This window comes from Ruminococcus sp. AF17-12 (assembly GCF_003479245.1).
In the GTDB taxonomy this organism is placed as follows: Bacteria; Bacillota; Clostridia; order Lachnospirales; family Lachnospiraceae; genus Blautia_A; species Blautia_A fusiformis.
This window is the reverse complement of the sequence record NZ_QUGY01000002.1, coordinates 197,477-222,935: the sequence shown is the minus strand read 5'-3', so window position 1 is coordinate 222,935 and position 25,459 is coordinate 197,477. Positions and strand designations below refer to the sequence as shown.

Here is a 25,459-nt window from a genome sequence, read left to right as displayed (position 1 = left end):
GCATAAAAAAAACAAAAAAGTTTGGCAGTAATTTAAGTTTCACGAGAAACCTGTTGATTTTAAAGGGTGGATAGGATATGCTAATTTCAGAATCAACAGAAAAAGGAGGCCATTTACTATGAAAAAAAACTGGTGGAAAGAAAGCGTGGTATATCAGATTTACCCGAGAAGTTTTAAGGACAGCAACGGAGACGGAATTGGTGATATTCCCGGGATCATAGAAAAACTGGACTATCTGAAAGAACTGGGAGTAAATGTTCTCTGGATCTCACCCATGCTGGAATCTCCGCAGGATGACAATGGCTATGATATTTCCGATTACCGCAGGATCTATAAAGAATATGGAACCATGGAGGATTATGAAAAGCTTCTTGAAGAAGCGCATAAACGGGGCATTAAGATCCTCATGGATCTGGTCGTAAACCATACTTCCGATGAACACAACTGGTTTATTGAAAGCAGGAAATCCAAAGATAATCCTTACAGGGATTACTATATCTGGAGAGAGCCGGTGAATGGAAAAGAACCGAATAACTGGGGAAGTGCGTTCGGAGGACCTGCATGGGAGTATGATCCTCAGACAGAGATGTATTATCTTCACCTGTTTTCAAGAAAACAGCCGGATCTGAACTGGGAAAATGAAAAGGTTCGTCAGGAAGTTTACGATATGATGAATTTCTGGTGTGAAAAAGGAATCGACGGTTTCCGAATGGACGTGATCAGCATGATCTCCAAGGATCAGTCATATCCGGATGGAGAAATGAATGGAGGATTATACGGTGATTTCGGTCCTTACTGCGTCCATGGCCCGAGGATCCATGAGTTTCTCCAGGAAATGAACAGAGAAGTTTTATCCAGATATGATGTGATGACAGTTGGAGAAACCTCTGGTGTGACTATCGAAGAGGCACAGAAATATGCAGGTGAGGACAGAAATGAGCTGAACATGGTGTTCCAGTTTGAGCATGTAGATGGCCAGGGATCAGAACATGGTAAATGGACTACCGAGAAATACGATTTCCGGGAATTTAAAAAGGTTATGATCAAATGGCAGGAAGAGCTTGCTGGAAAAGCATGGAACAGTCTGTTTCTTGGAAATCATGACCAGCCAAGAAGTGTTTCCAGATTTGGAAATGATAATCCTGCATACAGGGAAACTTCAGCCAAGATGCTGGCAACCTGCCTTCATATGATGCAGGGAACTCCTTATGTTTATCAGGGAGAAGAGCTTGGAATGACCAACGCTTATTTTACAGAGCTTAAGGATTACCGGGATATCGAGAGCATTCAGTATTTCCATGAATATACAGAAGCCGGTATTTATACACCGGAATACATGATGAAGTGCCTGATGCTGAGAGGACGTGACAATGCCAGAACACCGATGCAGTGGGAGGATTCCCATCAGGCCGGCTTTACGGAGGGAACGCCATGGATCAGGGTAAACTCCAATTATAAGGAGATCAATGCGAAGCAGCAGCTTTTGGATCCGGATTCCATTTTCCACTATTATCAGAAGCTGATCCGTTTAAGAAAAGAAAAACCGGTGATCGTTTACGGCGCTTTTGAGGCACTTTACAGAGATCATGAACAGATTTTTGCGTATACCAGAACACTTGAAGGAGAGAAACTTCTTACAGTCTGCAATTTCAGCGAACATGTGGCAGAAATGGAAATTCCGGAAGAATTTCAGAAAAATGCCAAATGCCTGATCACCAATCTCGGAAGAGAGGATTTTGGGGAGAAAGTGCCCCTGAAACCTTATGAGGCATTTGTTCTTTACAGAAATCAGGAGGATGAAAAATGATTAAAAAATATGTATATGGAGAGCCTTTTGAGACTGAGGCACTGACAGAAAAGATTGAAACAGCAGAAGGAAGACCAGGGTATGGAGAAATCTGTACAGATAATGGATTTTCATTTACATATATCATGGATGAAGAGGATATCGTCTACGGACTGGGGGAATCCAACCGTGGCATCAACAAGAGGGGATTCATTTACACCAGTAACTGTACCGATGACCCGGAGCATACAGAGGATAAACATTCCCTGTACGGTGCACATAATCTTATCATTGTGTCAGGAAAAGAAACCTTTGGAATGTTCTTCGACTATCCGGCAGCAATTACCTTTGACATTGGCTATACCAGAATGGATACCATGAAGGTAACCTGCGAAAATGCAGACCTGAAGCTTTATGTGATCGAGGGAGAAAGTCCCTATGATATTGTAAAGCAGTTCCGTCATGTGATCGGAAGAAGCTATATCCCGCCGAAATTTGCCTTTGGATTTGGACAGAGCAGATGGGGCTATACTACAAAAGAAGATTTCAGGAAGGTTGCAGCCGGGTATCGTGAAAATCATATTCCTATTGATATGATCTATATGGATATCGATTATATGCAGTCTTATAAGGACTTTACATTAAACGAAGAGAATTTTCCGGATTTTCCGGAGTTTGTGAAGGAACTGAAGGATCAGGATATCCGTCTGATTCCTATCATTGATGCCGGTGTCAAGGTAGAGCCGGGATACGATGTTTATGAGGAGGGTGTTAAAAACCGCTACTTCTGCCAGAGAGAGGACGGCAGTGATTTTGTAGCTGCTGTATGGCCGGGGGATACTCATTTTCCGGATGTATTGAACAAAGATGCCAGAAAATGGTTCGGTGACAAATACCGTTTCCTGATCGAGAAGGGAATCGACGGTTTCTGGAACGATATGAATGAGCCAGCGATCTTCTATTCCACAGAGGGAATGAAAGAGGTCAAAGAGCTTGCAGGAGAATTTGCAAAAGATACGGAAGGAAAGATCCATATCTGGAAGATGCAGAGTGCACTTCGCAATGTTGCAAACAATCCGGAAGATTATCGGAGATTTTACCATAATGTGGATGGCAGAAAGATCCGCCATGACAAAGTCCATAACCTGTTTGGCTACAATATGACCAGAGCAGCAGGGGAGGCTTTTGAACGGATCGATCCGGAAAAACGTTTTCTGATGTTCTCCAGATCATCCTATATTGGTATGCATCGTTATGGTGGAATCTGGACCGGCGATAATAAATCCTGGTGGGCTCATATCCTTTTGAACCTGAAGATGATGCCCTCCCTGAATATGTGTGGTTTCCTGTATGCAGGAGCAGATCTGGGTGGATTTGGCGCTGATACAACAAGAGAACTGCTGCTTCGTTTCTTGGCACTTGGAGTATTCACACCGCTGATGCGTGATCATACAGCGATCGGTACCAGAGAGCAGGAATGCTACCAGTTTGAAAATGTGGAAGATTTCCGTCATGTGATCGGTGTAAGATATCGTCTTATTCCATATCTTTACAGTGAATATATGAAGGCGGCTCTGAACGATGATATGTATTTCCGGCCGTTGGGCTTTGTTTATCCGGAGGATAAGATTGCTGTACATGTGGAAGACCAGCTGCTTCTTGGAAATGAGATCATGATCGCTCCGGTTTATGAACAGAACGCAAGAGGCCGTTATGTATATCTTCCGGAGGAGATGAAGTTTGTGAAATTCCTTCCGGATGGAACCATTGCAGAGGAGATCCTTGAAAAGGGTGTTCATTATGTAGAGGTGGCACTGAATGAGATTCCGTTGTTTATCCGGAAGGGAAAATGTATTCCGGTTGCAGAAGCAGCGGAATGTGTGGCAGCTCTGGATACAAAAAATATGCAGCTTCTCGGATATGAAGGTGCGGAGTATACCTTATATGAGGACGATGGGGTCCATAAGGATTACGACAGAGAAGAAAATTACCGTGTTCTGAAAAAATAAAGTCAGCAAAATGAAATATAAATTTCTGTGTTACATCATTTACGTTAAACAGTATAAAGAATACAGGATGTGAACAGTTGATAAACAGAAAAGCCGTAAGTATATGTGAAAGTTTCTTAAACATATATCTTACGGCTTTTGCTATTGCTGCTTTACATAAAATATTTTATGTAAAGTAATTCGCATTCTGTTTAAATAACACTTCAGAAAGATTTGTTTATGCTTCTTCCTCAATCTGGATAACATTTTTCAGTACAGAGCAGCATGCCATGTCACCGATAACATTGACACAGGTGGCGCCCATATCACAGAGGGTATTGATGCTGATATAAACACCAAGAACTCCGGCAGGAAGTCCGGCCATAGTTGCCAGTGCTGCGAAAGATGCGATAGCACCACCGGGAACACCTGGAGTACCAACGGAAAGCAGTACGTTTGCAAGAAGGATAATGATCATAAGAGGAATACTTACATGGATCCCGCAGGCGTTTGCAAAGAACATGATCATAAAGGACATCAGGATAGATACAGCATCCATATTAACGGTAGCACCAAGAGGAATGGCGATGCTGGTGATCTGGTTGGATACGCCCATTTCTTCTTCCATACACTGCTTGCTTAATGGAATGGTTGCGGAGCTTGAGCAGGTTCCGAAGGCGTTCAGTGCTGCTGGCAGGATCGCTTTCAGGAATTTCAGCGGACTCTGTTTGCCGATCAGCTTTACAGAGAGACCGTACACTACAATAGCGAAGCCAAAGAATGCCACATACAGAATGACAAGCTGTGTTGCAAGGGAAATGATCGTTTCAGTTCCGTTGGCTTCCACAACCGGTACGATGGTACAGAAAACACCGATGGGTGTAAAGTACATGATGGTTGTGATGATCTTCAGGCATACTTCATTGATGGAATCAATCAGATTCAGGAATGGAGTTCCTTTTTCACCGACTGCGATCAGTGTGAAACCGATGATCAGGGCAAACACCAGAACCTGGAGCATGTTTCCGTCAGCAAATGCGGCGATTGGGTTGGAAGGGATCAGGTTTTTCAGGGTGTCAAGGATACTGCTCATTTCTGTAGCCTGGATATCGGCTGTTGCCATCTCAAATTTGACTCCCTTTCCGAGATGGATCAGTCTCGGGATGATCAGTCCGCACAGGCTGGCAAGTGCCGTTGTGCAGAGAAAATAGATCATGGATGCTGCAGTGATCTTGCCGGTAGTACGTGCGTTTCCGATGGAACAGATTCCAATGACAATGGAACAGAAGACCATGGGAAAGATCATCATGTTCAGGGCGTTCATGTAGATACTTCCGATCAGACTGGTCACAGTGAGGACAGGTTCAAACCGTCCGGCCAGGAAAAGTCCTGTGAGGATACCCAGGATCAGTCCTGTAAAGATCGCACCGGTAATATGCTTCCGGTACCAGGAATAAAAAGATTTCATTTATGTGTTCCCTCCTAAGATAAATATGTATGGTATGTATAATATAGGAAAATACATGCAGGAAATTATATCATGTGAAAAAAGAAGCGTCAACTAAACCAGGCCAGGATTGCAGGTTCATGTATATTTTGATGGAAAAGGGCTGTTTTTGGATTTTTGTTTGACAAATACATCATAAGTAGTTAAAATTAATAGCAGTGTGTGAAAGCATTAAAGTATTAATACTGAGTAATTTGTCAGGAGGAATAAAAAAATGGCTGCACCTTATAACCATAGAGCCATCGAAGCGAAATGGCGCACAAACTGGGAGAAAAAGCCGGTAAATGTCAATGATGGCAAGAAACCGAAATACTACTGTCTGGATATGTTCCCGTATCCGTCCGGAAACGGTCTTCATGTAGGACACTGGAGAGGCTATGTGATCTCTGATGTATGGAGCCGCTATAAAATGCTCCAGGGTTATTACCTGATCCATCCGATGGGATGGGACGCTTTTGGTCTCCCGGCTGAGAACTATGCCATCAAGATGGGTGTTCATCCGGCAGTATCTACAGCAGCAAACATCAAAAATATCAAACGTCAGATCAACGATATCGCAGCGATCTATGACTGGGATATGGAGGTTAACACAACAGATCCGGAATTCTATAAATGGACACAGTGGATCTTTGTAAAAATGTTCAAAGAGGGGCTTGCATATGAGAAGGAGTTCCCGATCAACTGGTGCCCTTCCTGTAAGACAGGTCTTGCAAATGAAGAGGTTGTAAACGGATGCTGCGAGCGTTGTGGCACTCCGGTTACCAAAAAGAACCTCCGTCAGTGGATGCTCCGCATCACAAAATATGCAGACAGACTTTTAAGTGATCTGGATAAACTGGACTGGCCGGAGAAGGTTAAAAAGATGCAGACAGACTGGATCGGCAAATCCTACGGCGCAGAGGTCGATTTCCCGGTTGAGGGAAGAGAAGAGAAGATCACGGTCTATACAACAAGACCGGATACTCTTCATGGAGCAACATTCATGGTACTTGCACCGGAGCATGCTCTTGCAAAATCTCTTGCAACAGACGAGACAAGAGAGGCTGTAGAGAAATATATCTTTGACGCTTCCATGAAATCCAATGTAGACCGTCTTCAGGATAAAGAGAAGACCGGTGTGTTCACAGGTACTTATGCGATCAATCCGCTGAACGGTGAGAAGCTTCCAATCTGGCTTTCTGACTATGTACTTGCTGATTATGGTACAGGTGCTATCATGTGTGTACCTGCTCATGATGACCGTGACTTTGAGTTCGCAAAGAAATTCGATATTCCGATCATCCAGGTTATCGCAAAAGATGGTAAAGAAATTCAGAATATGACAGAAGCTTACACAGAGGCTTCCGGAACCATGATCAACTCCGGTGAGTGGAACGGAATGGAATCTTCCGTACTGAAGAAGGAAGCACCGCATATCATCGAGAAGCTGGGTATCGGACGTAAGACTGTCAACTACAAACTGAGAGACTGGGTATTTTCCCGTCAGCGTTACTGGGGTGAGCCGATCCCGATCGTACACTGCCCGAAATGCGGTGCGGTACCGGTACCGGAGGATCAGCTTCCGTTAAGACTTCCGGAGGTAGAAAGCTACCAGCCGACAGGAACCGGAGAGTCACCGCTTGCAGCTATTGACGAGTGGGTAAATACCACATGCCCATGCTGTGGTGCTCCCGCAAAACGTGAGACAAACACCATGCCTCAGTGGGCAGGATCTTCCTGGTATTTCCTCCGTTATGTAGATAATAAGAATAATAAAGAACTGGTTTCCAAAGAGAAAGCTGATAAATATCTGCCGGTAGATATGTATATCGGTGGTGTAGAGCATGCTGTTCTTCATCTTCTGTACTCCAGATTCTACACCAAGTTCCTGTATGATATCGGAGCTATTGATTTCGATGAGCCGTTTGTCAAGCTGTTCAATCAGGGTATGATCACAGGTAAAAACGGAATCAAGATGAGTAAATCCAAAGGAAATGTTATTTCACCGGATGATCTTGTAAATGATTACGGATGTGATTCCTTACGTATGTATGAGCTGTTCGTAGGACCGCCGGAACTGGATGCAGAATGGGATGACAGAGGAATCGATGGTGTATCCAGATTCCTGAAACGTTTCTGGAATCTGGCTCTTGACAGCATTGAGAAAGATATCCCGGCTACCAAAGAGATGGAGAAGACCCGTCATAAGATGGTATACGATATCACCAGCAGACTTGAGGCCTTCAGCCTGAATACCGTAGTGTCCGGATTTATGGAATACACAAACAAGCTGATCGCTATCGCAAAGCAGAACGACGGCGCTGTTGACAAAGAAACCATCAAGACAGTTACCATTCTTCTTGCGCCATTTGTTCCTCATATTGCAGAGGAGATCTGGGAGAAGCTTGGTCATGAGGATTCCATTTTCCATGCACAGTGGCCGGCTCACGATGAGGAGCTTATGAAGGATGATGAGATCGAGGTTCCGGTTCAGATCAACGGCAAGACCAAGGCTGTTATCAGTATTCCGGCAGAAATCTCCAAAGAAGATGCGATTGCCGAAGGAAAGAAGGCAGTTGCAGATAAGATTTCCGGAAATATCATCAAAGAAATTTACGTACCGAAGAAGATCATCAATATCGTAGTAAAGTAATAAGATAAATCAAAAACACCCGAAGCAGGGCGGAAGATATTTCTGCCTTTGCCAGGGTGTTTTTTATATGGATAAACATCGTAAAATCGGTAAGTATGCACAAAAATAACGAATGTTATTTAGAATAAATGCCAATAATATTTAGGCATTTTAACAGATTTGCCTAGTTTTTGGTCATGCCAATTATATTGTCTATTGTTATTCAAATGGAAAAAACGTACAGTAACACCATGAGTCAGGCAAAGATAGTAAGAAAGCTTTGGTACTCGAAATGCAGTGTGACGGAATGAAGATGTCCGTTTAGCTAGATTGCATATTTACATTGAGAGAAATAAGGAGAGATAGTATGAGCGCAATGAACACACTTAAGAAATTCGGACTTGAACAGGCATTCAATTATGTTTATAAAGATCCGGATAAGAATTTTATCAAGATCATGGACTGGGCAGATAAATTTTCCGGTGGTGGATTTCCTACACAGAGAGCAATGATCCGCGCAGCCATTTCTAATCCGGAACATCCGTATTATCCGTTTATTCATAGATTGGTAACTGATATTGATCCGCATGTTATGAAAACTCTGGTTGCAAACTTCTTTATCAATGCAAATCTTGCAGGCTGGAAGAAACAGGATGAATGCCGTGAGAAATATGGCTGTAATATCCCGTGGGCAATCCTTCTTGACCCAACAAGTGCATGTAACCTGCACTGTACAGGATGCTGGGCAGCAGAGTATGGAAACAAGCTGAACCTCACCTACGATGAGATCGATGACATCATCCGCCAGGGTAAGGAGCTTGGCGTTTATATGTATATTTACACAGGCGGAGAGCCACTTGTAAGAAAAAAGGATCTGATCCGTCTTTGCGAGAAACATAATGACTGTATCTTCCTTTCCTTCACAAATGCAACACTGATCGATGAGGATTTTGCAAATGATATGCTTCGGGTAGGAAACTTTGTTCCTGCAATTTCACTGGAAGGATTTGAGACTGCAACAGATGGCAGAAGAGGAAATGGTGTATACCAGAAGGTTATCAAGGCCATCAATCTTCTCAGAGAGAAGAAGCTTGTATTTGGTATCTCTGCATGTTATACGAGTGCAAATTTCGAGTCTATCACATCAGAGGCATTTTACGACAGCCTGATCGATCTTGGAGCGTACTTTATCTGGTATTTCCATTATATGCCGGTTGGAAATGATGCAGCACCGGAGCTGCTTCCTACTCCTGCACAGAGAAGAGAAACCTATGAGCGTATCCGTAAATACCGTGCAACAAAGCCGTTGTTTGCCATGGATTTCCAGAATGATGCAGAGTTTGTGGGAGGATGTATTGCAGGCGGCCGTCGCTATCTGCATATCAATGCAAACGGCGATATCGATCCATGTGTGTTTATCCATTATTCTGATTCCAATATCCGCGAGAAAACACTTCTGGAAGCACTGCAGTCTCCGATGATGATGGCATATCATGACGGACAGCCGTTTAATGACAATATGTACCGTCCATGCCCGATGCTTGAAAATCCGCAGAAGCTGAGAGAAATGGTAGAAAAATCCGGAGCACATTCCACAGATCTTCAGTCACCGGAGAGTGCAGAGCATCTCTGTGCGAAATGTGACCGGTATGCTGAAAACTGGAAGCCGGTAGCAGAGGAAATGTGGAAGGAAGACCAGGAGAGAAAGGCAGCGAAGAAAGGCTGCTGATCCTGAAACTTAAAAAAGCAGAACTTATGAAAGAGCACGGTACCGGAAACAGGTGCCGGTGCTCTTTTTTTGAAAACGGAGGGATCAGACCATGAAAAAAATGATTGATAACATCAGAAAATATCTGCCGGCGGTGCTCCTTCTTGTGCTTCTCCTTTTCTGTATCCGTTATAGAGAGGATCTGTCTGTGGAAAGGATCTTAAGCTATACACCGGAGGAACCTGTTAAGGCTGCATTACTTATGCTTGGGCTTTATGCAGTGAAAAGTGTCTCTTTTATATTTCCAATTGCGATCCTGCAGCTTGCTGTAGGGCATCTGTTTTCTACAGGAACAGCACTTCTGGTGAACTTTCTGGGAAGAGCAGTTACATTGGCGCTTCCTTACTGGATGGGACGTTTTTCCGGCTCTTCCATGGTGGAGAATCTTACTTCCAAATATCCGAAGCTGAAAACAGTGGTGGACTATCAGAACGGAAATCCGCTGTATATCTCTTTTTTTATGAGAACGCTGAATTTTTTGCCCGGGGATGCAGTGAGCCTGTTTCTGGGCGCGGTGAAGATCCCGTTTGAAGTATATATGCTGGGCGGGATGCTGGGAACATTTCCGGGAGTTATCCTAGCCACGATATTTGGAGCAAATATCAAGAATCCCGGATCACTGGCATTCTGGCTTTCCGCAGTGCTTCTTGTGATGATCAGTGTATTCTCGATCCTGATACACAGGCATATTTCCCGGAAGAAAAAATAACAGGGCTTTCTCCTTCCTGCTTTTACTGTGAAGAAAAATGTAGTATAATGCAGACAGTAAAGAAAAGAAGGGAAGGAACATGGGGATCGATCATAACAAAAGATTAAAGGAACATTTATATTATTACAGTGCAAGAATCAGCCGGGATATCTCAAATCTGATCAAGTGGCTGGTTCTTGCTGTCATTACAGGATGTATCGTAGGAGCTGCCAGCACACTGTTTTCTTTTACGTTGAAGGCAGTGACCAGTTACCGGAAGGCGCATGAATGGATTTTTCTTTTGTTGCCATTATCCGGACTTGTCATTGTATTTTTGTATGAGAAGCTTGGAAAAGAGGATGGAGGGACCAATCAGGTTCTTTCTACCGTGCGTTCCAGAGATGATGTGCCGATCCTTTCTGCGCCTCTGATCTTTATCACAACGGCGCTGACTCATTTTACCGGTGGTTCTGCGGGACGTGAGGGAGCAGCGATCCAGCTTGGAGGAAGTATTGCCAACCAGCTTGGAAGATGGATCCATCTGGACGAGGAGGACCGTCATGTAATTGTCATGTGCGGCATGAGCGCGGCGTTTTCCGCGCTGTTTGGAACACCGATGGCAGCGGCAGTTTTTGCGCTGGAAGTGGTCAGTGTGGGCGTGATGTATTATGCAGCACTGATGCCGTGTATGATCGCGTCATTGATCGCTTCCGGATTTGCAGCCGGAATGGGAGTCACACCGGAAAGTTTTCATGTGACGGATATTCCGGCACTGACTGTGGGAACTGGCCTGAAAATGGGAGTGATCGCTCTGGGCTGTGCAGTTGTCAGCATTATGTTCTGTATTGCGCTGAATGGTGCAGCAGGACTTTATGGCAGATGGTTTAAGAATAAATATGTCAGGGTTGCAGTGGGCGCCTGTCTGGTCATTGTTGTCACCTTTATTCTGAGAACAGATGAATATATGGGCGCTGGTGCGGAGCTTATTGAAAAAGCGGTGGAAAACGGACAGGCGGATACTTTCGCCTTTTTCTGGAAAATGGTGCTTACAGCACTGACTATGCGCGCAGGATTCCGCGGGGGAGAGATTGTACCTTCTTTCTGCATTGGAGCTACCTTTGGCTGTGTGATGGGTAATCTTATGGGAATTTCTCCGTCGATCTGTGCAGCCTGCGGAATGGCAGCAGTTTTCTGCGGTGTGACCAACTGTCCGATCACTTCGATCCTGATCGCTTTTGAAATGTTTGGATTTAAGGGAGTATCCTTCTATCTGATCGCAGTATCTATCAGCTATGCAGCATCGGGATATTATGGCCTTTACAAGGATCAGACCATTGTGTACTCCAAATATAAAGCAAAATATGTGAACCGACATACCAGATTCTGATATAGAACGAAATGTGAAGGGGGTGTGTATACTGGCATAATATCTTATGGAATACCGCATGGACATGGCTGGAAAATATCTGGACATCTGCGGAAATCTGATGTAATATATTAAACGTTAGTATTTACAGAAAGGCAGATTTTAAGGTATGGAAGAGAAGATTCTTGATTTTATCATGGAGTATGCACAGGAGAATGAGGGAGTCCCGTTTCAGGTGATCGAGGAGAATTTTAATATCGTTATGGATGATAAGCTGAAAGATATCATCAGTGATGCGATCTGGGATAGGGATAATGTTTCCGATGTGATCACAGAAAGTGAGCGTTATGTGATCATCTGTTTTGAAGATTAATACAGGGATATCTGTGACCGTTACGGTAATGGAATTAAGAAATCTGATATGAGGAGAATGCATATAGGGCATTCTCCTTTTTTCGTCAATCTGTCAAAAGAATCCAAAGGAATTGAAGTCCCCAAAAAAGAATGGTATCCTAAAGAAAAAAGTAGATGGGGTGGTTGAAATGAACAGCAAATATGAGATCAGCACAAAAGAAAACCGGGAATTCCTGAAAGCATCCTGTGAGGAACTTTTGAATTTCGGACATCGGTTTCCTTCAACGAATGGAGGTTCCTATTATCTGGGGGACGACGGAACACCATGGAAGGACAGAAACCGGGAAACCTGGATCACCTGTCGTATGGCTCATGTATACAGTCTGGGTCTGATGCTTGGCCATGAGGGAAGCGGAGAGCTTGCGGATGCGGCATTGAAAGGTCTGAAGGGAGAGCTTCACGATGAAAAAAACGGTGGCTGGTATGCAGGTGTAACACCGGAAGGAGATATTGTGCCCAATAAACAGTGTTATGCCCATGCATTTGTGATCCTGGCTGCATCTTCCGCACTGACAGCCGGAAGGCCCGGGGCGAAAGAGCTCCTTGAAGAGGCATTGGCTGTTTATGACCGATATTTCTGGAATGAAGAGGAAGGGCTGGCCTGCGACACCTGGAATACAGAATTTACTGTGCTGGATGATTATCGGGGATTAAATGCCAATATGCATACGGTAGAGGCTTTTCTGGCAGCAGGAGATGTCACCGGGGATAAAAAATATCACATTCGTGCAGGCAGGATCATTGATCATGTGATCCAGTGGGCAGAAGATAACTCCTGGAGGATCCCGGAACATTTTACGAAGGAATGGGTGGCAGATCTTGACTGCAACCGTGACCGTCCGGATGATCCGTTCAAGCCATACGGCGCAACACCGGGACATGGAATCGAATGGGCAAGGCTGATCACACAGTGGACGCTTGCAAACTGTGGAGAAGAGAAAGAAAAACTGGAAAAACATCTTCAGGCAGCAGAAAACCTTTACACAACAGCAATAAAAGACGGCTGGAACGCAGATGGTGCACCGGGAATTGTATACACGACAGATTGGAATGGCAAACCGGTGGTACATGACCGTATGCACTGGACGCTTGCGGAAGCGATCAATACCTCTGCAGTTCTTTATCATGTGACCGGTAAGGAGAAATATGCGAAAGATTATGCTGCGTTTATGAAGTACCTGGATGAAGTGGTCATGGATCACGAAAACGGCTCCTGGTTTCATCAGCTGGATGAGCAGAATCATCTGAAAGGAACCGTATGGCCCGGAAAATCCGATCTGTACCATGCACTGCAGTCTACACTGATCCCATATCATAAAGCAGATACGTCTATTGCACCGGCAGTGAAGAAAAAACTGGAGATCTGAACAAAATCGTTTTGCGATTTTTGTTCGTGAGCATGTAACGAAGCGGAGTGCGAATGTTCAATAAAAAAAACTTCCTGTGTTTACAGAAAAATTTCTCAGGACAGATACTTGCAGAGATACAGGTATCCGGTCTTGAAGAAATACGAGAACACAGGAAGGTTTTTTGTTGAATAGTTATTACTCCGTAACCTCTTTCAGATCCGAAATATCCGGAGAAGCCATGAGAGAATAATTGGTGTAATAAACAACGAAACCGGGTTTCGCACCGGCAGGTTTTTTCACATGCTTTTTCTGGATATAATCGATCTCTACCTTGGGAGCAGAGTGTCCTTTGGAGTACCAGGCGGCCAGGCGGCCTGCTTCTTCGAAGGTACGGTCCGGAAGTTCACCGTCTTTGGTGCGGACGATCACATGGGAACCAGCCATTTTCTTTGCATGGAACCACCAGTCATTTCCGGTTGCGAACTTGAAAGTCAGCTCATCATTCTGGAAATTGTTTTTTCCCACATAGATATCAAAACCGTCACTGGATATGTAGTGGAGCGGTTTGGATTTCGGCTGGGCTTTCTGGCCTTTTTTGTTTGTGTAGTGACGTTTGATATAGCCGTACTCAGTGAGCTCTTCCTTGATCTGGGAAAGGTCACTTTCAGATCTGGCGATATCCAGAGCATTGGAGATAGATTCCAGATGAGAGATCTCACTTTCCGTATCTGTGATCTGTTCCGTGACGGCTTCCTCTGTACGCTTCAGCTTTCCGTATTTATCAAAATATTTCTTGGAATTCTGTGCCGGAGTCAGTGTCGGGTCAAGAGGGATAGTGATCTCCTCGTTGGTGTAATAGTTCAGTGCTTTAAAGGATTTGCAGCCTTCCTCAAGTCCGTATCCGTAGGTGTTGATCAGTTCACCGTAGACCTTGAATTTATCTTTTTTTGTAGTATCATTCAGCTGCTTTTTCTGGATGTTGTATTTTTTTCGGTTACGTTCCAGAGCGGTCTGTACTACACGGCGAAGATCGGAGGATTTCTGGTGGATACGTGTCAGCAGACTTTTGGTAGCATAATAGGTCTCCAGCATAACAGAGACACTGTCAAAGATTTCGCTGCGGTATTCACTGCCAAACTGCTGATAAGGAAAGACACCGTATTCCACAGGTTCCTCTCCGCGGTAGACAATATTTGGGGTGAACTCTCTGTTCCGAATCTGTTCCATAAGGCGGAGAAAGGTATGATAAAGATGGGTGCAGGCTGCCTCATCTAGGGACTGCGATGCATCGCTTCCGTCAATGGATGCACGGTAGCAGATCTCCTCAGCCATTACCGGGCTCATACCTGTGAGTGAAGTGTAAAGCGCCTTGGAAATATTTACAGGCTTTTTACAGATGTGCTGTGTGAACTCCTCCTCGGAAACAGTCAGCGGATTTTCTTTATCCCTGGTATTGGGAATGAAATATTCTCTTCCGGGAAGAACCTCACGGACAGAGCTCATATGAGAAGAGACATGTTTGATGCTGTCCAGGATCATTCCCTTTTCGTCACAGAAGATGATGTTGCTGTGCTTGCCCATCAGTTCCATGATCAGACGCTTTCTGCAGGGATCCCCCAGCTCATTAAGATGCTCCAGCTCAAATTCCACCACGCGCTCCATTCCAGGCTGCTTCACATCAAGGATACGGGCGCTTCCGATGTGCTTTCTGAGAAGCATGCAGAAGTTCGGTGCGGTTAAAGGACTGATACGGTTCTTATCTGTAAAATAGATCAGAGGAAGGGATGCGCTTGCACTTAAGAGAAGACGTTTCTGTCCATTTGCGCCCTTTCCTGTGATCAAAAGTTCATCGTTTTCCGGCTGGGCGATCTTGTTGATACGTCCGCCTTTTAAATTATCATCGATCTCTGCCACGAGAGCAGAAACTGTAATTCCGTCAAATGCCATGATTTTACCTCCATTTCAACATCAATCATTATAACAGTAAAAAAAGAGTTTGACTAGGGTTTTGGAATGAACTATAATAAATCCGTATGCAATCAGTTACTGTATTTATCAGCAGCTGATAAACTTAAGAGGCAGTATTGGAGGATAACATGATAAAAAGTATGACCGGCTTTGGCAGGGCAGAAGCAGTTTCCAGAGAGCGTAAGGTTTCTGTTGAACTGAAATCCGTCAATCACAGATATCTGGATCTGAACATCAAAATGCCGAAAAGACTCAGCTATTTTGAGGGAGAGATCCGAAATGTGATGAAGACTTATATCCGCCGCGGCAAAGTCGATGTGTTCATCACCTATGAAGACTATACAATGGGCGGAATGGCTCTGAAATACAATGCAGAGCTGGCAAAGGAATATCTGGGCTATCTGAACCAGATGAGTGAGGAACTGGGGATCGAGAATGATATCCGTGTTTCCACACTTTCCAGATATCCGGATGTGTTTACGATGGAAGAGCAGGCTCCGGATGAGGAAGAGCTCTGGAATTTTCTGGAGGGTCCGCTTCATGAGGCCTGCCGGAAATTTGTGGAGACCCGCCAGCGTGAGGGTGCTAATCTGAAACAGGATCTTCTTGGGAAGCTGGACGGACTGGAAGCAAAGGTCGATGTAGTGGAAAAACGTTCTCCGGAAGTAGTGAAGGCTTATCGGGAGAAACTGGAAGCCAAGATGCACGAGCTACTTGAAGATAACCAGATCGATGATTCCAGGATCGCCGCAGAGGTGATACTTTTTTCAGATAAGATCTGCAATGATGAGGAGACGGTACGTCTTCGAAGCCACATCCACGGAATGAGAAAGATCCTGGATGAGAACGAGGGCGTGGGACGTAAGATGGATTTCATGGCACAGGAGATGAACCGTGAGGCGAACACTATCCTGTCTAAATCCAATGATCTTATTGTATCCAACGCGGCCATCGATCTGAAGACAGAGATCGAGAAGATCCGTGAGCAGATCCAGAATATCGAGTAACCGGGCAGGAAACAGGCTGTACACAGACAGAAAGGGAGAGCGTAAATGGCGAAACTTATTAATGTAGGCTTTGGAAATGTTGTCAATTCACGCAAGATCGTGGCTGTGGTAAGTCCGGATGCCGCTCCTGTAAAGCGCATGATACAGAGTGTCAAGGGGACCCGAACTCTGATCGATGCCACACAGGGAAGAAAAACAAAAGCAGTGATCGTTACTTCCGATGATTATCTTGTCCTTTCCGCTCTGCAGCCGGAAACTATTGCCAGGAGATTTTCGGAAGCATATGGAGAGGAAATGAGGGAGGAAGGAAATGAGTAAGGGAATTTTAGTTGTTGTTTCGGGCTTTTCCGGTTCCGGAAAAGGTACTGTCATGAAACGGCTGATGGAAAAATATGACAATTATGCATTATCTGTTTCTGTTACTACCAGAAATCCAAGACCGGGTGAGAAGGACGGAGAGGCTTATTTCTTCCGCACAAAAGAAGAATTTGAACAGCTGATCCGGGAAGACGGACTGATCGAGTATGCACAGTATGTGGAGAATTATTATGGCACACCCCGCAAATATGTAGAGGAACAGCTTTCCGCAGGGAAAGATGTGATCCTTGAGATCGAGATCCAGGGTGCCATGAAGATCCGTGAGAAGTTTCCGGATACACTGCTGGTATTTGTATGTCCGCCGTCTATGGAGGAGCTTAAGAACCGTCTGGTAGGTCGCGGAACAGAGACTCTGGATGTGATTAACGGGCGTCTCAGAAGAGCGGTTGAAGAATCCAGAGGAATGGATAAATATGATTATCTCCTGATCAATGATGATCTGGAGGAATGTGTTGATACACTTCATGAGACCATCCGGTGTGAGCGCATGCGTACATCCAGGAATCATGATTTTGTATCCAGGATCCAGAAAGAAGCGGAAGCTTTTTTATAAATACCAATTAACAAGTTAAATACGGCCCTGCCGTTACAGAAGGGAGAAAAGATATGATACATCCATCTTATTCAGAATTAATTGAGGCTATCAACACAAACAACGAGGACGACGATGAGGCTCTCGTGCTGAACAGCCGTTATTCTCTTGTACTTGCAGCAAGCAAACGTGCCCGCCAGCTGATCGCAGGAGCAGAGCCGCTTGTACCGGGTGCAGCAGGAAAGAAACCGCTTTCCGTTGCCATTGATGAGCTTTACAAGGGCAAAGTAAAGATCCTTCCCGGACAGGAGGAAGAGGAAGAGCTGGAGGCTCTTGAAGCTGAGAAGGAGGCTCTTGAGGCAGCAGAGGGCGAGACCGCAGAAGGCACTGAGACTGCAGAAGCAGCTCAGACAGAAGCGGAGTAATTTTATGAAAATATTATTCATCTCTCTTGGCTGTGACAAGAACCTGGCGGATTCTGAGGAAATGCTGGGACTTCTTACAGCCGGAGGTCATGAGATCACAGACGATGAAACACAGGCAGATGCAATCGTGATCAATACCTGCTGTTTTATCAAGGATGCCAAGGAAGAGAGTGTGGAAACCATTCTTGAAATGGCAGAGTACAAAAAAACAGGAAGCTGCCATGCACTGATCGTTACCGGCTGTATGGCACAGCGATACCAGAAAGAGATCATTGAGGAGGTTCCGGAGGTCGATGCTGTTCTTGGAACCACATCCTACGGCGACATCGTAAAGGCTCTGGAGGAAGCAGTAGCCGGAAATCATTTCGAAGAATTCCGTGATATTGATTATCTGCCGGATACAGGAAGCAAACGTGTCCTTACAACAGGTGGACATTTCGGCTACCTGAAGATCGCGGAAGGCTGCGACAAGCACTGTACCTACTGCATCATCCCGAAGCTCAGAGGTAAATTTCGAAGCGTCCCAATGGAGCGCCTCATTGCCCAGGCAGAGGATATGGCTGAACAGGGAGTGAAAGAGCTGATCCTGGTAGCACAGGAGACCACCGTTTACGGAAAGGATCTTTACGGCAAAAAATCTCTTCACATTCTTTTAAAGAAGCTCTGTGAGATCAGAGGTATCCGTTGGATCCGCATCCTTTACTGTTATCCGGAGGAGATTTACGATGAACTGATCGAAACCATTCGTGATGAGAAGAAGATCTGTCATTATCTGGATATTCCGATCCAGCACGCATCGGATCACATTCTTAAGAGAATGGGCCGCCGTACTTCCAAACAGGAACTGATCGATATTGTCGGAAAGCTCCGTAAGGAGATTCCGGATATCGTACTGCGTACAACTCTGATCACCGGATTTCCGGGTGAGACGGAGGAAGACCATGAAGAACTGAAGGAGTTCGTAGATGAGATGGAATTTGACCGTCTCGGTGTCTTCACTTACTCTCCGGAGGAGAATACCCCGGCAGCAGAGATGGCAGACCAGGTTCCGGAAGAAGTGAAGGAAGAACGCAGAGACGAGCTGATGGAGCTTCAGCAGGAGATTTCTTATGACAGAGGTCAGGACCGTATCGGACAGGAACTTCTTGTTATGATCGAAGGAAAAGTTGCAGATGAAAGTGCCTATATCGGACGTACCTACGGGGATGCACCGAAGGTTGACGGATACATTTTCGTTCAGACAGGCGAACTGCTTATGACAGGTGATTTTGCAAAGGTACGTGTGACAGGTGCGCTTGAGTATGATTTGATAGGAGTGCTGAGCGATGAATACACCGAATAAACTTACAGTTGCAAGAATGATACTTGTACCATTTCTTGTAGTTTTCTTACTGACAGGCTGGGGAGGAGAAGCAAACCGCTGGATCTGTCTTGCGATTTTTGTCGCAGCAAGTGTGACAGACTGGTTTGACGGTCATCTTGCCAGAAAATATAACCTGATAACCAATTTTGGAAAATTTATGGATCCGCTGGCAGACAAGCTTTTGGTATGCTCTGCCATGATCTGCATGATCGAGGTTGACAAGCTTCCGGCATGGGTTGTGATCATTATCATCGGACGGGAATTTATCATCAGCGGTTTCCGTCTGATCGCAGCGGAGAACGGAATTGTCATTGCCGCAAACTACTGGGGAAAATTCAAAACCGTTTCCCAGATGATCATGATCATACTTCTGATGCTGGATTTCGGAGGTGTTTTTGCAGTGCTGACACAGATATTTATCTGGCTGTCCGTTGCACTGACCATTATCTCCCTGCTGACTTATATCATGCAGAACAGAAAGGTCCTTTCCATGCAGGAGTAGGGATCAGAGTATACGAAAGGAGTTTCTTTTCATGATCACAGAACTGATATCCGTAGGAACCGAGATCCTTCTAGGAAATATCGTAAATACCAACAGCGCCTATCTTTCTGAAAAATGCGCCCTGCTTGGGTTAAGTGTTTACTATCAGGATGTAGTAGGTGATAATGAAGGCCGTATGCGTGACGTGATCCGTACTGCACTGGATCGTTCCGATGTTGTGATCCTCACCGGAGGTCTTGGACCAACAGAGGATGATATCACCAAGGAAGTAACTGCGGATCTGATGGGAATGCCTCTTAAGGAAGATTCCCACTCAAGAAAACTGATCGATAAATATCTGAAGGAATATGAGAAAAACAATCCTCAGAGACGTATCACGAAGAACAACTATAAACAGGCCATGGTTCCTGAGGGAGCCATTGTTCTTGACAATCATAACGGAACTGCTCCGGGACTGATCCTTGAGAAAAAAGGAAAAACCGCGATCCTTCTTCCTGGACCTCCCAATGAGCTGAAGCCCATGTTCGAGGAGTACGTGGTCCCATATCTGCAGAAAAACCAGCCGGAGATCATTGTGTCCCAGATGGTAAAGATTAGCGGGATCGGTGAGAGTCAGGTAGCAGAGGAAATCCAGGATCTGATCGAAAGCCAGACCAATCCTACCATTGCACCTTATGCAAAAACCGGTGAAGTGCATCTTCGTGTGACAGCAAGCGCAGAGAATGAAAAGGCCTGCAGAAAGCTGATCAAACCGGTTGTCAAGGAGCTAAAGAAGCGTTTTGGAGAGAATGTTTTCGCCACAGATGAGAGCAAGACACTGGAGGAAGCGGTGATCGATCTTCTGAAAGAGAAAGATCTGAAGCTTTCCCTGGCGGAATCGCTTACCGGCGGTATGATCGCCCAGCGCATTGTCAATGTATCCGGTGCGTCTGAGGTGTTTGGCTATGGCTTTGTGACTTACAGTAACAAGGCCAAGCATAAATGTCTGGGAGTGAAGAAGCGTACTCTGAAGGAGCAGGGGGCAGTTTCCGCCAAATGTGCCAGAGAAATGGCAAAGGGCGCCTGCAAAGCATCCGGAGCAGACATCAGTATTTCCGTGACGGGTCTGGCAGGACCGGGAGGCGGAACAAAGGAAACTCCGGTTGGTACTGTATTTATGGGCTGCTGCTATAAGGGCAAGGCTATTGCCAAAGAGTTCCACTTTACAGGAAATCGCATGCGGGTCCGCGAGCAGACTACAGCGCATGCACTGGCGATGTTACGTGACTGTATCATTATGAGCAGATAGCGAATGCCTTGATCTGCCTGCTATTACGGATCAACCATGATATTTTTTATATAACAGGACTGATTTTTAAACAGATGAAACTTTTGATTTCAAGTATCTGTATCAAAAATCAGTCCTGTTTTATTTTTTGTTTTCTGACAATAAGCCCCGGTATGGGCGATGAAAGAATATAAACAATCATATTTACAAGGATACTATCATAAGTGCTAGTGTTTTTATAAGGGATTTCCTCTAAAATGTGATTAAAGCAATATATGACGTAAATATACGTTTTACCGGAAAGGGGGAAATCAGAATGAAAAAGAAAAAAAATCTGTTGTGTTTTGTGCTGCTGATCAGCCTTATTTTTACGATGGCATTTGGAAGTGTGACGGTCAGCGCCGCACCAAAACTGAACAGAACAAAAGTAACTCTTTTAAAAGGTGAGAAGACAACACTTAAGGTTACCGGAACCAGGCAGAAGGTTGCCTGGAGATCTTCCAAAAAGAGTGTTGCGACCGTAAACAGCAAAGGTCAGGTGGTTGCCAAAAATAAAGGTTCCGCAACGATCTATGCAAAGGTAAGCAAAAAAACGTATAAATGTGTTGTAAAGGTAGAAACACCGAAGCTCAGCAGGACATCGCTGACATTAATAGAAAAGAAATCCAGTGCCATTAAATTGACAGGAACAACTGTGAAGGTGAAATATTCTTCTTCCAATCCGAAGATCGCACGTGTGGATTCCAAAGGAAAGATCACCGCAGTGAAAAAAGGAACAGCAGTGATCACAGCGAAGGCAAATACAAAGAAATTCAACTGTAAGGTTACAGTAAAAGCAGCGCAGAAACCGAAACCGAAGCCGACACCTACACCGGTGCCGAAACCATCTTTAAGTGCCACCACCTTAAATATGAATAAAGGTGATGTGAGACAGCTTCAGGTAAAGAATTATAAAGAGATTCTTGTATGGACCAGTGATGATACATCTGTTGCAACTGTAGACAGTAAAGGCAAAGTAACGGCAGTGAATGTGGGAACAACAAAGATCCAGGTCCGGGATAAGAGTACCTGGCGAGGCAGCTGTACTGTTCACGTGACACAGACAGTAAAGAAACAGGTGGAGCCGGTTCTTACAAAAGGAACTAAATCTGCAAAAAAAGAGATCACCAATGATAAAGGACAGAAGGAAGTTATTAATGTAACGATAAATACCTATACTTACACCTTTACCACGATCCCGACCAATGCAGAGGAGCTGAAACAGTATGATATCACAACGGCAGACGGACGCTATAAGACCATGGCTCTTCTGATCCTTGCATATCGTACCTGGACACCGACCAATCCGACGGACTGCGAGGAGATGATTTCTTATCTCAACAATAAAGAGATGACTCAGTATTACAAAAACTTTTTGAGAGATCGTATGAAAGCGGATAACGGATATAAATATCTTGGCAATTCTTACCTGAACGGAGCAACTCCGGCCAACAATTATACTCCGTCTAAACCGATTTCCATTACGTTAAGACAGGACACACTTCCGGGTAAGGGAAATTCCATCAGTGAAGATATCCCGTATTTTGAACCGACCCAGACCACTCCTGCGATCTACAGATCATTTACTGATTTTGCAGGCAGCGACAGTTCCAGATGGATCTGTACATATAAGCACTCAAAAACCGGAAAATGGTATATCTGGGATCAGTCCTGGCATGATCTTCTTACCAGGATCAAACAGCCGGCAGGAAACTATGAATATTGATCGAATGTGAATGTACCGCTATTCAATCCCATTCTAAAAAAGGAACCGACAGCGTAAAAACTGTCGGTTCCTTTTTGGCATACATAATAGAATATCTCATCGGTGTAGCGCAAACTTTTCAATGGCGCGTGCTACACCGTCTTCGTCATTGGAAGCAGTAATATAATCGGCTGCTTTTTTTACCTGGGGCTGTGCATTGGCCATGGCTACGCCAAAACCGACTTCCCGGAGAAGATGGACATCGTTGTCACCGTCTCCGCATGCCATAATGGATTCCCTTGGGATTCCCAGCATTTCGCCAAGAGCAACAAGAGCGGTTCCTTTGTTGACACCGGCGGCGTTGATCTCAATATTGTAGCTTAAGGAGCCTACAAGCTCCAGCTCCTTAAGTTCACTTAATTCCTTCCAGGCGGCGGCACGTTCCTCCATGTCTGCAAAAAGCGCCTGGACTTTATCCATGCTTCTGTTTTCTTTTATAATGACATCCTGGATGTCCGGAACCGCGATACGGGTAGTACGGACATAATTCCACATATTAGGGTCGTGATGGTATTTTCCTACATTATCAAGCTTGGCAGCGTCTGCATATCCCTGGCCGTCAAAATAGATCTCACTTAAAGTATCATACTTTTCAAAGATACGGAGAGCTTTTTTTGCACTTTCCATGGGAAGAAGCTGCTCGATAAGAAGTTTATTATGGTCTGTATCAAGGACTCTGGCTCCGTTGGAGGTGAGAGCATAGTGAATTCCCGGAAAATTTCTCAGTTCCGCGGGAATGCCGGTATATGGCCGGCCGGTAGCCATCAGAACAAGGATACCTGCATCAATAGCTTCCCTGAGAACGCGCCTGGTATTTTCTGTGAGTTCTTTTTTTGTATTCAGAAGAGTTCCGTCCAGATCAAGACCGATCATTTTTATCTGCTGCATATTTAAGATTTCCTTTCCCGGTTAAGGTCACATATACAGAAAAACCGTCCCGAAAAAACATTTTCCGGGACGGTACCTATCTGTTTATCAGATATCAAGAAGATCACTGTAAACTTTCAGTGCTCCGTCTGTATCATGAGCGAGAACACGTTTTGCAAGAACCTTACCAAGCTGTACACCCTCCTGGTCAAAGCTGTTCAGGTTCCATACAAAGCCCTGGAACATGATCTTGTTCTCAAAGTGTGCAAGAAGCGCACCCAGAGACTTCGGTGTAAGTTCTTCACCAACAATGATACTGGAAGGACGTCCGCCCTTGAAGTTTTTGTTCAGGTTCTCATCTTCTTTTCCGCATGCAAAAGCAACGATCTGTGCTGCAACGTTTGCACAGAGCTTCTGCTGGCTTGTGCTGTTCTCGATATCAACATCAACACCAAGCTGGCTCTTCTTAAAGCCGATGAACTGAAGCGGAACAATATTGGTTCCCTGATGCAGAAGCTGGTAGAAGGAGTGCTGTCCGTTGGTTCCTGGCTCACCAAAGATCACTGGCCCGGTCACATAATCCACCGGCTCACCAAAGCGGTTTACAGATTTACCGTTAGACTCCATATCACACTGCTGGAGATGAGCAGGGAAGCGGCTTAATGCCTGTGAGTATGGTAAAACTGCAGTAGAAGGATATCCCTGTACATTTCTCTCATAAACGCCGATCAGGGCATCCAGCATATCCGGGTTCTCAAGAATGTTCTTATTTGTTGCAAGCTTATCCTCTTCGGCAGCTCCGTCAAGGATGTCTGCGAATACTTCCGGTCCGAATGCAAGGGAAAGGATCGCTCCGCCTACGCCGGAAACGGAAGAGTAACGTCCGCCGATATAGTCGTCCATGAAAATAGCGGTAAGGTACTCATCACTCTTTGCAAGAGGAGAGGTCTCACTGGTTACAGCAAGCATATGTCTGGACGGGTTCAGGCCCGCTTTTGTAAGGGCGTCTTTTACGAATGCCTCATTTGTCAGAGTTTCAAGTGTTGTACCGGATTTGGATACAACGATGAAAAGAGAGTGAGCAAGATCTACAGATGCAAGAACAGCAGCTGCATCATCCGGGTCAACGTTGCTGATGAATTTTGCTTTCATCTTGAAGGTGTTGTTTGCCTTTGCCCAGTTCTCAAGTGCGATATATAATGCACGCGGTCCCAGGTCACTTCCGCCGATACCGATCTGTACAACCGTAGTGAATTTCTCACCGGCTTCATTTGTGATCTCGCCTGCATGTACTTTGTTTGCAAAATCTGCAGCTTTCTTCTGCTGAGCTACATAGAATTCTCGCTTGTCCACACCGTCAACAACAACAGGCTCGCCAAGCTGTGTACGTGCAAGATGATGAAGGACCATACGTTTTTCGCCTGTGTTGATCACTGCGCCGTTATATAATTCCTGGAATTTTTCGATCAGTTCTGCCTCATCAGCCAGTTTGGAAAGTGCGTCAAGAACGGTCTCGTCCACTTCCTTAGCTGCGTAATTGTAAGCCAGACCTGCTGCCATCGGTACGCTGTACTTCTTTACACGTTCTGCACCCTGCTCGCCGGACATTGCCTCTGCAATGTTCACGTGATCTTTCAGACCGTTAAGTTTGCTGTAAGAAGCAAGAGTGTCCAGATTTTTCCATGTTGCCATAATCATATTCCTCCTTTAATGACTGTGATCAGAGATATCAACATAAATCCCTCGGATATCTTTTTCACAATTGTCTACAGCCAATTATACTGAAAAAAGCTCTGGATTTCAACGGAAGGAACGATTTAATTGGTGAAAATCTTGTTAAATAAGATAAAAAATATCAGAGATAACAGG

At 44.9% G+C, this 25,459-nt stretch carries 20 protein-coding genes; 16 read left to right on the top strand and 4 right to left on the bottom strand.

All coding sequences use genetic code 11. The features are described from left to right. Positions 1-118 precede the first annotated feature (118 nt). Together DWW77_RS03130 and DWW77_RS03125 are read left to right on the top strand one after the other, a co-directional pair. Positions 119-1,807 carry a glycoside hydrolase family 13 protein gene (locus DWW77_RS03130; protein ID WP_118608045.1) on the top strand — a complete coding sequence of 563 codons (1,689 nt, stop codon included), beginning with the start codon at positions 119-121 and terminating at the stop codon, positions 1,805-1,807. Continuing rightward, a complete protein-coding gene (locus DWW77_RS03125; protein ID WP_118608044.1) occupies positions 1,804-3,795 on the top strand; it encodes a glycoside hydrolase family 31 protein in 1,992 nt (663 codons plus the stop codon). The genes DWW77_RS03130 and DWW77_RS03125 overlap by 4 nt, the downstream gene beginning before the upstream one ends. 217 nt (positions 3,796-4,012) lie before the next feature. Here DWW77_RS03125 and DWW77_RS03120 read toward each other — a convergent pair whose 3' ends face one another. Continuing rightward, positions 4,013-5,242: a dicarboxylate/amino acid:cation symporter gene (locus DWW77_RS03120; protein ID WP_021652635.1), complete on the bottom strand. Its 1,230-nt coding sequence runs from the start codon at positions 5,240-5,242 to the stop codon at positions 4,013-4,015. 253 nt (positions 5,243-5,495) lie between these two features. Here DWW77_RS03120 and leuS point away from each other — a divergent pair, with 253 nt between their 5' ends. The 6 genes from leuS (at position 5,496) to DWW77_RS03090 (ending at position 13,495) form a co-directional block, all read left to right on the top strand. After that, positions 5,496-7,913: a leucine--tRNA ligase gene (gene leuS, locus DWW77_RS03115; RefSeq protein WP_015525201.1), complete on the top strand. Its 2,418-nt coding sequence runs from the start codon at positions 5,496-5,498 to the stop codon at positions 7,911-7,913. 346 nt (positions 7,914-8,259) lie between these two features. Beyond that, positions 8,260-9,621: a radical SAM/SPASM domain-containing protein gene (locus DWW77_RS03110; RefSeq protein ID WP_021652633.1), complete on the top strand. Its 1,362-nt coding sequence runs from the start codon at positions 8,260-8,262 to the stop codon at positions 9,619-9,621. A 91-nt stretch (positions 9,622-9,712) separates the two neighbouring features. Next, entirely contained in the window at positions 9,713-10,369 is a 657-nt protein-coding gene (locus DWW77_RS03105; protein WP_118608043.1) for a TVP38/TMEM64 family protein, read from the top strand. Positions 10,370-10,448: 79 nt separating this feature from the next. Next, positions 10,449-11,735, top strand: a complete 1,287-nt coding sequence (locus DWW77_RS03100) for a chloride channel protein (RefSeq protein WP_118608042.1) — start codon at positions 10,449-10,451, stop codon at positions 11,733-11,735. A 148-nt stretch (positions 11,736-11,883) separates the two neighbouring features. Continuing rightward, positions 11,884-12,087, top strand: coding sequence for a hypothetical protein (locus tag DWW77_RS03095; RefSeq protein ID WP_114001591.1), 204 nt, complete (start codon positions 11,884-11,886; stop codon positions 12,085-12,087). Between the two features lie 169 nt (positions 12,088-12,256). Continuing rightward, positions 12,257-13,495, top strand: a complete 1,239-nt coding sequence (locus DWW77_RS03090) for an AGE family epimerase/isomerase (protein ID WP_114001592.1) — start codon at positions 12,257-12,259, stop codon at positions 13,493-13,495. A gap of 177 nt (positions 13,496-13,672) precedes the next feature. On the opposite strand, the gene DWW77_RS03085 is transcribed toward DWW77_RS03090, so the two are convergent. Beyond that, the gene (locus DWW77_RS03085; protein WP_114001593.1) at positions 13,673-15,424 is read right to left on the bottom strand and encodes an Rqc2 family fibronectin-binding protein; all 1,752 of its coding nucleotides are present in this window, start codon (positions 15,422-15,424) and stop codon (positions 13,673-13,675) included. A gap of 149 nt (positions 15,425-15,573) precedes the next feature. On the opposite strand from DWW77_RS03085, the gene DWW77_RS03080 reads away from it, so the two are divergent. The 8 genes from DWW77_RS03080 to DWW77_RS03045 all read left to right on the top strand — a co-directional run bounded on the left by DWW77_RS03080 (position 15,574) and on the right by DWW77_RS03045 (position 22,684). Then, complete coding sequence (locus DWW77_RS03080; protein WP_015525190.1) at positions 15,574-16,452, top strand: YicC/YloC family endoribonuclease; 879 nt, start codon at positions 15,574-15,576, stop codon at positions 16,450-16,452. Positions 16,453-16,497: 45 nt separating this feature from the next. Then, positions 16,498-16,770 (top strand): DUF370 domain-containing protein, encoded by a 273-nt coding sequence (locus tag DWW77_RS03075; protein ID WP_015525189.1) that lies wholly within the window; start codon positions 16,498-16,500, stop codon positions 16,768-16,770. After that, positions 16,763-17,383: a guanylate kinase gene (gene gmk / locus DWW77_RS03070; protein WP_015525188.1), complete on the top strand. Its 621-nt coding sequence runs from the start codon at positions 16,763-16,765 to the stop codon at positions 17,381-17,383. Before DWW77_RS03075 ends, gmk begins: the two co-directional genes overlap by 8 nt. Positions 17,384-17,436: 53 nt before the next feature. Next, on the top strand, positions 17,437-17,787 hold the full coding sequence (rpoZ, locus tag DWW77_RS03065) for a DNA-directed RNA polymerase subunit omega (RefSeq protein ID WP_015525187.1): 351 nt from the start codon (positions 17,437-17,439) through the stop codon (positions 17,785-17,787). Between the two features lie 4 nt (positions 17,788-17,791). After that, positions 17,792-19,129: a 30S ribosomal protein S12 methylthiotransferase RimO gene (gene rimO, locus DWW77_RS03060; protein WP_114001594.1), complete on the top strand. Its 1,338-nt coding sequence runs from the start codon at positions 17,792-17,794 to the stop codon at positions 19,127-19,129. After that, a complete protein-coding gene (pgsA, locus tag DWW77_RS03055) occupies positions 19,113-19,652 on the top strand; it encodes a CDP-diacylglycerol--glycerol-3-phosphate 3-phosphatidyltransferase (protein WP_015525184.1) in 540 nt (179 codons plus the stop codon). Before rimO ends, pgsA begins: the two co-directional genes overlap by 17 nt. Before the next feature lie 31 nt (positions 19,653-19,683). Next, positions 19,684-20,940 (top strand): competence/damage-inducible protein A, encoded by a 1,257-nt coding sequence (locus tag DWW77_RS03050; protein ID WP_114001595.1) that lies wholly within the window; start codon positions 19,684-19,686, stop codon positions 20,938-20,940. 295 nt (positions 20,941-21,235) lie between these two features. After that, positions 21,236-22,684: an Ig-like domain-containing protein gene (locus DWW77_RS03045; RefSeq protein ID WP_114001596.1), complete on the top strand. Its 1,449-nt coding sequence runs from the start codon at positions 21,236-21,238 to the stop codon at positions 22,682-22,684. 96 nt (positions 22,685-22,780) lie between these two features. Here DWW77_RS03045 and DWW77_RS03040 read toward each other — a convergent pair whose 3' ends face one another. After that, positions 22,781-23,611: a Cof-type HAD-IIB family hydrolase gene (locus DWW77_RS03040; protein WP_114001597.1), complete on the bottom strand. Its 831-nt coding sequence runs from the start codon at positions 23,609-23,611 to the stop codon at positions 22,781-22,783. Between the two features lie 87 nt (positions 23,612-23,698). Beyond that, positions 23,699-25,282, bottom strand: coding sequence for a glucose-6-phosphate isomerase (locus tag DWW77_RS03035; protein ID WP_114001598.1), 1,584 nt, complete (start codon positions 25,280-25,282; stop codon positions 23,699-23,701). Positions 25,283-25,459: the final 177 nt, after the last annotated feature.

What these genes read in the sequence shown, in the direction of transcription:
- gmk (WP_015525188.1), top strand. Translation starts at nt 16,763, where the DNA reads ATGAGTAAGGGAATTTTAGTTGTTGTTTCGGGCTTTTCCGGTTCCGGA.
- pgsA (WP_015525184.1), top strand. Translation starts at nt 19,113, where the DNA reads ATGAATACACCGAATAAACTTACAGTTGCAAGAATGATACTTGTACCA.
- DWW77_RS03050 (WP_114001595.1), top strand. Translation starts at nt 19,684, where the DNA reads ATGATCACAGAACTGATATCCGTAGGAACCGAGATCCTTCTAGGAAAT.
- DWW77_RS03080 (WP_015525190.1), top strand. Translation starts at nt 15,574, where the DNA reads ATGATAAAAAGTATGACCGGCTTTGGCAGGGCAGAAGCAGTTTCCAGA.
- DWW77_RS03045 (WP_114001596.1), top strand. Translation starts at nt 21,236, where the DNA reads ATGAAAAAGAAAAAAAATCTGTTGTGTTTTGTGCTGCTGATCAGCCTT.
- DWW77_RS03110 (WP_021652633.1), top strand. Translation starts at nt 8,260, where the DNA reads ATGAGCGCAATGAACACACTTAAGAAATTCGGACTTGAACAGGCATTC.
- DWW77_RS03105 (WP_118608043.1), top strand. Translation starts at nt 9,713, where the DNA reads ATGAAAAAAATGATTGATAACATCAGAAAATATCTGCCGGCGGTGCTC.
- leuS (WP_015525201.1), top strand. Translation starts at nt 5,496, where the DNA reads ATGGCTGCACCTTATAACCATAGAGCCATCGAAGCGAAATGGCGCACA.
- DWW77_RS03100 (WP_118608042.1), top strand. Translation starts at nt 10,449, where the DNA reads ATGGGGATCGATCATAACAAAAGATTAAAGGAACATTTATATTATTAC.
- DWW77_RS03125 (WP_118608044.1), top strand. Translation starts at nt 1,804, where the DNA reads ATGATTAAAAAATATGTATATGGAGAGCCTTTTGAGACTGAGGCACTG.
- DWW77_RS03085 (WP_114001593.1), bottom strand. Translation starts at nt 15,424, where the DNA reads ATGGCATTTGACGGAATTACAGTTTCTGCTCTCGTGGCAGAGATCGAT.
- DWW77_RS03075 (WP_015525189.1), top strand. Translation starts at nt 16,498, where the DNA reads ATGGCGAAACTTATTAATGTAGGCTTTGGAAATGTTGTCAATTCACGC.
- DWW77_RS03090 (WP_114001592.1), top strand. Translation starts at nt 12,257, where the DNA reads ATGAACAGCAAATATGAGATCAGCACAAAAGAAAACCGGGAATTCCTG.
- DWW77_RS03040 (WP_114001597.1), bottom strand. Translation starts at nt 23,611, where the DNA reads ATGCAGCAGATAAAAATGATCGGTCTTGATCTGGACGGAACTCTTCTG.
- DWW77_RS03095 (WP_114001591.1), top strand. Translation starts at nt 11,884, where the DNA reads ATGGAAGAGAAGATTCTTGATTTTATCATGGAGTATGCACAGGAGAAT.
- rimO (WP_114001594.1), top strand. Translation starts at nt 17,792, where the DNA reads ATGAAAATATTATTCATCTCTCTTGGCTGTGACAAGAACCTGGCGGAT.
- DWW77_RS03120 (WP_021652635.1), bottom strand. Translation starts at nt 5,242, where the DNA reads ATGAAATCTTTTTATTCCTGGTACCGGAAGCATATTACCGGTGCGATC.
- DWW77_RS03035 (WP_114001598.1), bottom strand. Translation starts at nt 25,282, where the DNA reads ATGGCAACATGGAAAAATCTGGACACTCTTGCTTCTTACAGCAAACTT.
- DWW77_RS03130 (WP_118608045.1), top strand. Translation starts at nt 119, where the DNA reads ATGAAAAAAAACTGGTGGAAAGAAAGCGTGGTATATCAGATTTACCCG.
- rpoZ (WP_015525187.1), top strand. Translation starts at nt 17,437, where the DNA reads ATGATACATCCATCTTATTCAGAATTAATTGAGGCTATCAACACAAAC.